Here is a 10,731-nt window from a genome sequence, read left to right on the forward strand (position 1 = left end):
ACAATTGCTCCATGGAAGCCGATATCTACGAGGTCGGTGGTCAGCAACGGTCCTGGTAGAATCAATCAAGCGTTCAGTGTTCGTTCTTCAACCTGGCCAAAATCGCAGCTTCGGGCCGACTGGGCCTAGCCTGTGAATGCGCTAAGAAAGTGTCGCCGAAAAACGCTGGAGATCAGCCACGCAGCATCCAGGCGTCCGGCGGTATTCTTCCCTGAATCCAGCCGTATTCTTTCAACGCAGGATCCAGAAATTGGGCGGCGCCGGAGCGTCCAGTCGTATCCTGAAAACGACAGCCGCCATCCTACCGTTGCGATAATGGTTCTGCAATAACTGCAATTATCACATGTCGATTTCCCATCAGTATCGGCTGCCTCAACTAACATGTGACTTTGGTTGAGATCACCGATAACCATATCGGATGCCGAGGCCGCCCTCCCCTGCCCCACTGCTGCTCATCGGTCGGCTCGACGGTCGTCTTTTTCGTAGTCCAGCACGCGACATTTGGCTTGGGAGAGCGCGAATGTCAGCGACCTCAACAGTTGCCGCGCTCGCGGGGCTACCGGTCGACACAAGCGACCTGCTTGCCTGGATTACAGGCCGGAGCCCTCCTCCTCGCCACTGTGAAGGCCTGAATGACCCCATGTCGGTCGCAGCACTCGTGCACTTCGTGCTGCTCGCACAGGAAGCAGAAGGTGATGCCGTGGCCAAGGCGACGCTCAACGCGCTGCGCCTGCTGCTCGACGATCGAGAGGAGGCGCAGACCTGGGGCCGCCACGACCTCGTTCTATTCGGATCGGCGTTTCGAGCGGCCAAGCGGAGGTTGGCCGAACCATATCCAGCCCCTACCCTTCTGGCGGTCGCAGAGCGCCTCCTGGAGGTCCACGCGGAGCTCGAGATCGCGCCGGTCGGCGGTCGGTCCCTAGCGACGCTGGACGGGCGCCAGCTCACCGTCGATCCCCGAACCTTCGGCACGATCTGGCTGTTGGCCTGCCATCTTCCAATGGCGCTGCTCGCCGCAGGATTTACCTCCCAGATCATCCCGTCGTTCGTGTGCCTTCCAAGATTCTTCGGCGTCACTGCGCGCGATCTTGCCGTTGATCTCGAAAAGCGCCTTGGAGACACCGCGCTGACTGGCCTGAAAGAACTTGATGCCGTTGAAAGGCTCGATGCCAACCTTCCCAAGGAGCTCGGCGTCACCCGGCGCAGTAAGCTCCCTGCCCTCATGCGCTTAGAGGCTGCCTTTCCGGGCATCCGCATCCCTGCGATCGCACGGCTTCTTAAAATCTCTCCTCAAGGAGCGGCGAAGCTTGCCAGCCGGGCGAGAGAGAGACGCGGCCACCCTTATTGAGGCCAGTGATAATCGAGAAGGTCGCGTAATGCTGCTTCGGCCTCCGCTCGACTCCCGCCGCCTTTGTGGAAGAGCGTCAGCGTCACGCCACGCCTGTCCTTTCCGTCGACGCGAAGCAGTGCCGTGCCGCCGGGGCTATGCACGACCACGGAATCCGATCCTGTCCTCTTGGGGGCTTTTGCCGGCTTGGGCTCCTTCTTGCGCGGCGCGGCCGACCCGACCACCGCTAACAGGGCGCGAATCGTCTCAGGAGCATTGGCGGGCAACCCCTCATTGCCTGCCGCGCGCGCTTCAAACAGACGACGCGCCTCGGCGAGCACACGCGAGCGATCATCGTCGGATTTCAGCACAGGCTTCAGACTGCCGATATGCGAGATCTTCAGCTCGAAAGGATCTGGGAAAGCCGCGACGACGGCTTCAGGCAATCTGGCTAGATCAAGGTAACGGCTGACCCACGCCTCGGACTGGTTCAGCCGCCTCGCCATCTCCTTCTGGCTGCCGCCATAATAGAGATCGAGCGCCTTAAGATAGTCTCGCGCTCGCTCCAGATCGCTGAGATCCTCGCGCGCCCGGTTCTCCAGATCGGAAATGCGAAACGCCTGCTCATCCGTCAGATCGCGCACTTCCACGAGGTAGCGCACCTCGGGATGATTGTTCGCCCGTAGCCAAGATACCGACCAATGGCGGCGAGCCCCGCAGATGATCTCGAAATCATAGTCCGGCTCATGAATGCGCCGAACGATCGCGGGGACCTCCTGCTTGCCCTGCGCGAGGATACTCTCGATTAGATCGTCACACCGTTCACGGCTCAGTGCGCCGTAGTCCCGATTGTGCCGTTCCCAAATCCGGCAGCGCGCCGGATCAACGAGTTCCTGCGGGTTATTCACCACCGCACCGGAAGCTAGTTCGGCCAAGCGATTGTTACGGCCGCCAAGGACCCCTACCCCCAAACGCGGACCACGCTCCTGACCTTCGGCGCTGGGCTCCACAGAGGACGCCAGATCGCCTAGAAAGCTCTTGTTCTTCGAACTCATTTTGCCCCCCTATTTGCCGAAATTGCAGGGCTGCAATTCTTGTCCATCACGCATGCCCATCCTTGCGCAAACGGCTCAGATGGCTGGGCCAGGTCTTACGAATATCAAGCTCGATCTCGGCATTCACGCCATCGAGATAGGTCAGGCAGCGATCACGCACGGTCTTGCTCGTCATCGGGCCGTCCAGTTCGTAAACGGTCATCAGACGGGCGGTAGCGTTGTCGATCTCGGCAGAGTCCTTGAGCGGCGAGCGTACCATGGCGGTTCCGTAAACCTGCCGCATCAGGTCGAGCAGGCCCTTCTGCATCGATTTGCCCTCATCCACCTTCGATGCCACGAAGCGCAGGAAGGACAGCTGCGGCGCGAGGTCGTGCGTCGAGAGTTCCTGAATGGTCTCGTCGAGCATGGCGAGAAAGGCAGCCGTCGAGGAGAAGTCCATCACGGTTGGTGGAACCGGCACCACCAGTGCGTTGGCTGCCCTGAGAACGGATAGGGAGATTGCTCCCAAGGCTGGCGGCGGATCGAGGATCACTACATCGTAGAGATCCTGCACCGAGGCGATACCCTGCGCCATTCGATCGAGCAGAGCCCCCTGCCCCCGCGCCATACGCGCCGCGAGTTCATATTCCGACTGGAAGAGACGCAGGTTGGCCGGGATCAGGTCAAGACCATCGAAATGGGTCTTGCGGATCGCATAATCGAGGGACTTGCGTTCACCCTCTCGCAGGTACGGATAGAGCGTGTCGTTCTCGTTCAAATCGAGATCCGGCACATAGCCGAAAAGGGTCGTAGCAGACGCCTGGCTGTCGCAATCAATCAGGAGGACACGATAGCCGCGGATCGCCAGATATTGCGCCAGATGGACCGACACCGTCGACTTGCCGACACCACCCTTGAAGTTCTGGACCGCGATGACAGAACACGGGTCGCTTGGATCGCGCCATGGGCGCGTGCCAAAGGCGCCACGCATGTCATTCAACTGAGCAAGCGTGTATCCCATGCGCCGACCGCTTTCTGTCCGCGGAGGTGGCACAAGACGGCCATCGCTCTCGGCCTCGCGAATCGCTCCGGTCGTCCGCCCCACCAGATCGGCGGCCTTTCCGATCTGAAACGTCGGTTCTCGCCGCTCGTCGGCGCGCGCGCTTCGGGCCGAGTTGCGCAGCTTTTCAAGGACAGAGGAAGACCGAGCAGCGAGCGACGCAACATCGAGTGTTTCCCCCATCCGCACTTCATCAATTGCGGACGCCATAGCTGCTCCTGTTAAAGTCTGGAGCATCCATGTTCGATTTTCACTTTTTGGTCAATATCCGCCCGAAATTTGACAGTTGGACCATGGAGACCGTCGGATCGCCAGCCCGTACTTCTATCCTGTCCTCTTGGGGGCTAATCGACGCCTTCATGGCAGGAATTGCAGCCCTGCAATTTGTGCCAGACGCGCCTTCCGCTCGCAACCTGACTCGGTGGGGGCACAGGATTGACGATAGCGCGACGTTCATCCTTGCGGGTCGCAAGTGACCGCGTTGATATGTGTCGTCATGACAGAGAGCCTCAACCCCGCGCTTGCCCGACGCATCGCCCTTGCCGCGCAAGGCTTTGGTGAGGCCATGCCTTCTATTGTCAGGGCTAACCATTTGCGGCGTACTATCGCCCGGCTCGGTCTCCACCAGATCGACAGCGTCAACGTGTTGACGCGAGCTCACTACCTTCCGGCCTATTCGCGCCTTGGTGTTTATGATCCGAGGTTGCTGGAGGCCGACGCCTGGGGGCCACTCCGATCGCGTCGGCTCTTCGAATATTGGGCGCACGAAGCGTCTTTGATCCCCCTCCCCCTCCAGCCGTTGCTGCGATGGCGACAGGCAATGGCAGACGCTGGCGAGACTGGATGGAAGGGTCTGCGCATATTCGCGCGCGATCGGCGGGCGGACGCGATCTCGATCCTCGAGCGCATCCGCAACGACGGCCCCCTCGCTGCATCCGATATCGAAAGCGGGAAGCGACGCGCAGGCTGGTGGGAGTGGGGCGACAGCAAGATGGCGCTGGAGTGGCTTTTCTGGTCCGGCCACATCACCACTGCGACACGACGTGCGAGTTTCGAGCGAGTGTATGATCTCACCGAGCGCGTGTTGCCACAGACGATCCTCGCTCTCCCCACCCCGGAACCTGCGGCAGCCAGACGCCAACTCATTGAGCACAGCGCCCGCGCCCTTGGCGTAGCAACGGCAAAAGATCTGCGTGACTATTTCCGGCTTTCTCCAACAGAGGCTCATCCAGCTATTGCGCAGCTCGTGGAGGAGGGCGTCCTTCAGCCCGTGAAGATTGATGGGTGGAACCAGTCAACGTGGTTGCACCGGGAGGCGAGGCGCCCACGACGAATACGCCATGCCGCTTTGCTAGCGCCATTCGATCCATTGATCTGGGAACGCGACCGCGCCGAGCGCCTCTTTGGCATACGCTATCGGATCGAAATATACGTCCCTGCTCCGCTGCGCACCTATGGATATTATGTTCTACCGTTCCTGCTTGATGAGCAGATCGTCGCACGGGTCGACCTGAAGGCAGACCGGAAAGCGAAAGCGCTACTCGTTCAACAAAAGACGTTCGAGAGCGACGCGCCTGCTCATGCCGGCGAAGAGCTGGACGAGGCCCTCCGGTCAATGGCGCGGTGGCTGGGATTGGACCGTGTGATATTCGGCGATGCGGTGAGGGGCGTGTGACCGCCTGCACGACCCTTTGTGGCACAAATTGCAGGGCTGCAATTTGTGCTGTTACGGCCGGCCTCGCCGATTGAAAAAGGCTTCGCACCAGCCCTTCCAGGACTTTTCGAGTTTCGTACCGGACAGGGTGTTCAAGCGAGCGCCCATATGGTCGCGATAGGCCTCGGCGATCATGTCGACGTCCCAGCCACCGCCATAGCGAACTCCAATCTCACGAGCCGCCTCCTCGGTAGCCCCGAAATGCAGCCGGCCCCGGGGGAACCTTGCCCACAATTCTACCCCGCCCGACGACGCCGCGTCCGAGCTTACCAGCGCAGCAGTTACCTTCTTCAGGACATTCGCCACGTCCACGCCGTCGACGGTCGGGCTGTGGGGAAGGGGACTATCGCTTGCCACGACCTTCTCGACGGTATCGTCGCGCCTAGCTTTCCGTCCCTTCGAATGACGCTCGAGTTCGTCGACCGTTGCAATCTGCGCCGGCGCATCTTTCGAGACGAACCGGAACTCGATCTCGATCACGGCACGGCCTCGCCGGATCTCTTGCCATTCGACTGTGAAGTGGGCGAGCTGGTCGATCTCTGCCTTGGCGACCGTCAGAACCTTGCGGCGTAGCTGAGCGAAGTCGGCATACTTGTCGGGATCGATCCCCAGCGCCGCGCGCAAACCCACCATATCGACTTTCCACACAGGTTGCCGTCTGTGGAGGCGAAGAGCGCCCTCTTCGTACAGCTTCAGGGCATAGGCTGACCTGAACCCTAGCACGGCCTGGCGGTTCATCACCGCATAGGTTTCGGACTCCTGGATAAGCCGGCGAGCGTCAGGCGTGAACTGCCACTCGATCCAGCCCGTTTCCTTGTCGTTGTCCTCGACCTCTTCCCAAGACGCCTGAATAAGGTTGAAACGCTTCGTGGCGCGCTTGCCGCGCCAAGATTTGTCATCCTCTGCGAAGAGCGTTCTGTGCAACTCTTCAAGCATATCGACAATTCGTTCGTTGCCCTTGTGGCCGCGACGGATGTCCGACTTTCGCATACGGTGCGTCGTGTCTTGCCAGGCATCGCCGCCCGCAGTCAGGATCATGAGGGCGAGGAGGCGGGAGGCGGTCAGACTGAGCGATTGCCCTTTGACGAAGCGGACCTCGACAAGGCGACCGGGTTTGGCGAACTGGTCGCCACCCTTGCGAGCGAGCGCTGCAGCCACGCGCATCGAGCGGGCGGCCGAAGTCTCTTCGCCGCCTTCCTCGTCTACGCTTTCCGCTGGCACTCCCATGCGATTCACCTCACACTGTTTCGGAAACTGCCTGTCCTGACCTCGTTCGTCAAGTCAGGTCAGGTTAGACTCTTCTTAGAGCCCCCAAAAGGTCAGGATAGATTCCCCGTGAGAATCGGACATTCCGCCTGTGATTCCGCCGAGTCGCAATTGTCAGCGGTATCGCGCGAAACAGGGACCAAAAAGCGGCTCGAAACACATGGTTCGGTCACGATACCACGCCTCCCCCAAGAAGACAGGATGATCCCCAAGAGGTCAGGTTAGAGCCCCCGCCAGGACAGGTTACATCCCCCGCGAAGTCAGGCAAAAGCCCCCAAGAGGTCAGGTTAGACCCTGATTCAGTCTGTGGTTTCAAACACATAGCGGCCCTGAATCATAGAATCATTAGAATCTTAGAATCACCCCGACGCTGCGCGCCGGGCGTTTTTATAGATGGAGTCTTTCAGAAGAAGTGATTCGGTGGTGCCCGGTGACCAGCGGTGGCAGCTATCGCTCATCAAGATCCGCATCATCAGTCGGGCGTAGCTCGTCCCCAAGATCAACCGCCAACCATCGAGTGAAGACGGCCTGTTGCTTCCCCTGCCTATCCCTCCAACTGGGGGGATAGGAGCCCAGGTCGTGCTCCCGTACCGTGCAGCCCACGGCAGCTCAGCAGTCATATGGCGTGCGAAATCCGATCGTTTGCTCGTTCATGTTTGCTCAGCGCCAAGCTGGAGGCACCATGATCAACTTCGCAAAGTTCGAGATTATAGGGCGGATCGGGGAGATCGACGCCAAACCCAAGGTCACCAATGTCTCGGTCTGCGCGAATTATCGCCGCCGTGGTGAAGGCGATGAGTGGATCGAGGACAGCTACTGGAACCGCGTCGTGATCTTCAGCGAGGGCCAGAGAAAGTATATCGAAGAACGTGTCCATGTCGGCGATCTCGTCCGGGTAGCGGGCCGGCTACGCGACAGTTCCTACGAGCGTGATGGAACGACCCATTACACGACCGACCGGATCGTCGAGGAATTCGGTGTCCTCGCACCAAAATCAGCATAGCGCCGCGAAGAGGGGAGGGGGCAGGCCGGGTTTGCGCTTCCGGTTCGAGAAGGAGTTTCCCTATGCCTGCCTCTTTAGACGCAGCGACTCGCGCAAAGCAGATCGTCGAACGCCTGGGCGGCCGATGGACAGGCTCACACGGCGAGTGCCGATGCCCTGCGCATGATGATCGATCGCCAAGCCTGTCCGTTCGCTTGGGAACGAAGGCCATCCTGTTCAAATGCTTTGCCGGCTGCACCTCGATCGACATCCTGAAGGCGCTCGATCGGCAGGGCCTCCATGACCGCGCCCCCATTCACGTTGAACCGCGCCTGCCTGCTCGTGATCTGAGCGGTCTCGCCAAGACCTTATGGCATCGCAGCGTTGCTATCGATGGCACGCTTGCTGAAACCTATCTCAGCGCCCGAGGCGTGTTCAGCCCGACACCGGAGTTGCGGTTCAATCCCTCGACTATCATCGGGAAGGGCAAGGATAGACGAAGTCTGCCGGCGATGATTGCCGCCGTGAAAAACGAACTCGGACTGGTCGCGGTCCATCGCACGTTCCTGGATCCTTCCGACATCCTGCATCGCCCGTTTCGCAAGCCGAAGCTTGCGCTCGGGCTGCTGGGATCGGGCAGTGTGCAATTCGGCGTACCGCAAGACACGCTTGGATTGGCCGAAGGGATCGAAGATGCCCTTTCAGCGCGCGACTGGTTTGACCTGCCAGTCTGGGCGGTGCTCGGCGCCGAGCGCTACGCCCATGTCGGCATACCCTCGAGCGTCAGGCGGGTCATAGTATTCGGGCAGCGCAATGAGGCGGCACGGACATGCTTTGAGCGCGCCTACGAACATCTCTCTGCCAACGACCGCCAGGTCGAACACTGGCTTCCAAAAGATCATGACGACTGGAATGACGCCCTGCGCGACAGGCTTGCCCGCAATTCGGTTCCCAGGTCCGGTCTGCTGACCCAGCCATTGTAGAGAGGAGAGGGGGCCTTCGGCGAGGCGGCCCGGTGCTGATCATCGGGCGACATCAAGGAGCCCCATTATGCCCGCTACCGCCTCCGCCGTTGCTGAACTCGACTTCTCCGACCCCGCCATCATTGCCGCGCGCGAAATCGCCGCAAAGATCGGGAGCAATATTCCCATCGATCGACCCACGCTGATCGGCGCCATGACCCGCGCCTATGGCTCGGCACCCGCGAGCGGGGACTGGTCGATCCGTGATGCCTATGATGTGCTCGAACTGGGGCAGGTGCTCTTCCTGTCCGGCAGCACATTGCCGGACGCGGCGCCGGCTCAGCTTGCGCTTGTCGCCGCCATGGTCGCGCGCCTGCCGGTTCATAGCGTACGCAGCGAGAAGCAGATTGATCTCCAGCAATTCTCGACACCGGCATCGATCGCCCTGATCGCGACGCGGCTCGCCGGCATCGGCGAGCGCGACGTCGTACTCGAACCCTCGGCAGGGACTGGCCTGCTCGCCATCTTCGCCCGTCGTGCCCAGGCTCGTCTGATCCTCAATGAGATTGATCCCTGGCGCCGGGCCATGCTCGCGGCTGCTTACCCCGATGCCCGCATCTTCGGCCATGACGGTGAGCTCATCGACGACCTCCTTCCCGTCGATCTGGTGCCGGATGTCATCCTGATCAATCCGCCCTTCTCGCGCAGTGAGGGCCGCGGCCGTGATCGGGTTGCCGGCCTTCGCCACCTGCGCTCTGCCCTCACGCGCCTGCGTCCGGGTGGTCGCTGTGTCGCAATCCTTCCCACCCGCGTTGATCCGCAATCGAGTGAATGGAAGATCGCGACGGCCGGTTCTACGCTCTTCCGCCAGATCGAATTACCAGCGTCTGCCTATGCGCGGCACGGTACGACACAAGCTGTCCAGCTTCTCCTCCTGCACAAGGGCGTTGAAGGCGTCCCTGCCAGCGCGATCGCCTGCGCAACCTTAGACGAAGCCCTCGATGCCTGTTCCCTTCACCCAATGCTCACTGCGGCGACGTCGTCCATACGCCCAGGCCGGGTGGTATCGCGCCCGTCAGCTCTGCTAGCCGGCGCCCGCCGTGGTGCCATCAAGCCCTTGGCACCGAAGCGCATCGACGTGGCTGCCCCGGCGGAACCCATCGCATTCGAGGTGCTCGACGCCCCGGCGCCGGTCGGTGAACCCTCCGGGCTCTACCTTCCCTATCGACCGAGCCGGATCGCCCTGGCAGCAGCGCGGCCTCACCCGACGGCGCTCGTGGAATCGATCGCCATGGGTTCGATCGCAGCGCCCAAGACACGCTATGCGCCGATCCTGCCGCCGAGATTGCTCACCGAAAATATACTCTCGGATGCGCAGCTCGAGACCGTCATCTACGCAGGCGATGCGTTCGAGCGCGATCTTCCGGGCCGATTCCTGACCAAGGATGAAGGTCTCACTTTGACGCCCGACGAGGCGGGCAGCGGGGTTCGCACCGGCTTCTTCCTGGGTGATGGCACCGGCGCTGGCAAAGGCCGCCAGGTTGCAGCGATCTTGCTCGACCAGTGGCTGCGCGGCCGCCGCAAGCATGTCTGGATCTCCAAGAGCGAAACGCTGCTCGAAGATGCCCGTCGTGATTGGGTTGCGGTCGGCGGGCTTGCGCTCGATCTCCAGCATCTCAACCAGTGGAAGCTCGGAACGGCGATCGGGGCCAGTGAGGGCGTGCTCTTCCTCACCTATGCTACCTTGCGGTCGAGCCGGGGCGACAAGGGCACGCGCCTCAAACAGATCACCGATTGGCTGGGTGACGGCTATGAAGGCATGATCGTCTTCGACGAAGCCCATGAAATGGCCGGCGTGGCTGGCGGGGAAGGGCGGTTCGGCACCTCCAAGGGATCCGAGCAGGGCATCGCCGGCGTCCGACTGCAAAATCTCCTACCCCGCGCCCGCGTTCTCTACGTGTCCGCGACGGGGGCTTCGGACGTCAACAATCTGGCTTATGCCACCCGGCTCGGCCTTTGGGGTCCGGGAACGGCCTTTTCCGACCGCCGCGATTTCGTCGAAAGCCTGCGCCGGGGCGGCATCGCGGCAATGGAACTGATCGCCCGCGATCTGAAGGCACAGGGTCTTTATGCGGCACGCGCGCTCAGTTTTGCTGGCGTCGAGTATGACATTCTCGAACACCAGCTAACCCCGGACCAGATCGCAATCTACGATGCCTATGCGGATGCCTGGGGCATCTTATGGCGAGCTGCGCATAAGATTGCTTATCGCGAGGAAGCGGTAATGCGGAGGAGCGCGGCGTAACCGGCGAATTCCCATGATAGTGTGCGCATTTGCTGCGCATTATATTGGTTGCGAACCTCGGCGGTCCCTGGACCAGCTGAG

9 protein-coding genes are annotated in these 10,731 nt (G+C 61.2%); 6 read left to right on the plus strand and 3 right to left on the minus strand.

All coding sequences use genetic code 11. The features are described 5' to 3' along the window. Positions 1–640 precede the first annotated feature (640 nt). Positions 641–1,348 carry a hypothetical protein gene (locus tag CG471_RS26875; RefSeq protein ID WP_230588552.1) on the plus strand — a complete coding sequence of 236 codons (708 nt, stop codon included), beginning with the start codon at positions 641–643 and terminating at the stop codon, positions 1,346–1,348. Here CG471_RS26875 and CG471_RS26880 read toward each other — a convergent pair. Then, entirely contained in the window at positions 1,342–2,382 is a 1,041-nt protein-coding gene (locus tag CG471_RS26880; protein ID WP_004212859.1) for a ParB/RepB/Spo0J family partition protein, read from the minus strand. The two genes, CG471_RS26875 and CG471_RS26880, sit on opposite strands and share 7 nt — an antisense overlap. A 46-nt stretch (positions 2,383–2,428) precedes the next feature. Then, positions 2,429–3,631, minus strand: coding sequence for an AAA family ATPase (locus CG471_RS26885; RefSeq protein ID WP_004212858.1), 1,203 nt, complete (start codon positions 3,629–3,631; stop codon positions 2,429–2,431). A gap of 29 nt (positions 3,632–3,660) precedes the next feature. On the opposite strand from CG471_RS26885, the gene CG471_RS26890 reads away from it, so the two are divergent. Both CG471_RS26890 and CG471_RS26895 read left to right on the plus strand, forming a co-directional pair. Next, a complete protein-coding gene (locus CG471_RS26890) occupies positions 3,661–3,897 on the plus strand; it encodes a hypothetical protein (protein ID WP_004212856.1) in 237 nt (78 codons plus the stop codon). Further along, a complete protein-coding gene (locus tag CG471_RS26895) occupies positions 3,894–5,096 on the plus strand; it encodes a winged helix-turn-helix domain-containing protein (protein WP_257211699.1) in 1,203 nt (400 codons plus the stop codon). Before CG471_RS26890 ends, CG471_RS26895 begins: the two co-directional genes overlap by 4 nt. Positions 5,097–5,147: 51 nt before the next feature. On the opposite strand, the gene CG471_RS26900 is transcribed toward CG471_RS26895, so the two are convergent. Next, positions 5,148–6,299: a replication initiation protein gene (locus tag CG471_RS26900; protein ID WP_037492281.1), complete on the minus strand. Its 1,152-nt coding sequence runs from the start codon at positions 6,297–6,299 to the stop codon at positions 5,148–5,150. A gap of 784 nt (positions 6,300–7,083) precedes the next feature. On the opposite strand from CG471_RS26900, the gene CG471_RS26905 reads away from it, so the two are divergent. The 3 genes from CG471_RS26905 (at position 7,084) to CG471_RS26915 (ending at position 10,650) form a co-directional block, all read left to right on the plus strand. After that, entirely contained in the window at positions 7,084–7,404 is a 321-nt protein-coding gene (locus CG471_RS26905) for a single-stranded DNA-binding protein (protein ID WP_004212853.1), read from the plus strand. Between the two features lie 62 nt (positions 7,405–7,466). Further along, positions 7,467–8,366, plus strand: a complete 900-nt coding sequence (locus CG471_RS26910) for a toprim domain-containing protein (RefSeq protein ID WP_037509285.1) — start codon at positions 7,467–7,469, stop codon at positions 8,364–8,366. Positions 8,367–8,433: 67 nt separating this feature from the next. Then, entirely contained in the window at positions 8,434–10,650 is a 2,217-nt protein-coding gene (locus CG471_RS26915; protein WP_099234347.1) for a strawberry notch-like NTP hydrolase domain-containing protein, read from the plus strand. Positions 10,651–10,731 lie beyond the last annotated feature (81 nt).

It is taken from the genome of Sphingobium sp. IP1 (genome assembly GCF_002708645.1).
Taxonomy (GTDB): Bacteria; Pseudomonadota; Alphaproteobacteria; order Sphingomonadales; family Sphingomonadaceae; genus Sphingobium; species Sphingobium yanoikuyae.

Bases quoted from the DNA above. Each gene is read 5' to 3' on its own strand.
- CG471_RS26875 (WP_230588552.1), top strand. From the start codon at position 641: ATGTCGGTCGCAGCACTCGTGCACTTCGTGCTGCTCGCACAGGAAGCA.
- CG471_RS26880 (WP_004212859.1), bottom strand. From the start codon at position 2,382: ATGAGTTCGAAGAACAAGAGCTTTCTAGGCGATCTGGCGTCCTCTGTG.
- CG471_RS26885 (WP_004212858.1), bottom strand. From the start codon at position 3,631: ATGGCGTCCGCAATTGATGAAGTGCGGATGGGGGAAACACTCGATGTT.
- CG471_RS26890 (WP_004212856.1), top strand. From the start codon at position 3,661: ATGTTCGATTTTCACTTTTTGGTCAATATCCGCCCGAAATTTGACAGT.
- CG471_RS26900 (WP_037492281.1), bottom strand. From the start codon at position 6,299: ATGCGCGTGGCTGCAGCGCTCGCTCGCAAGGGTGGCGACCAGTTCGCC.
- CG471_RS26905 (WP_004212853.1), top strand. From the start codon at position 7,084: ATGATCAACTTCGCAAAGTTCGAGATTATAGGGCGGATCGGGGAGATC.
- CG471_RS26910 (WP_037509285.1), top strand. From the start codon at position 7,467: ATGCCTGCCTCTTTAGACGCAGCGACTCGCGCAAAGCAGATCGTCGAA.
- CG471_RS26915 (WP_099234347.1), top strand. From the start codon at position 8,434: ATGCCCGCTACCGCCTCCGCCGTTGCTGAACTCGACTTCTCCGACCCC.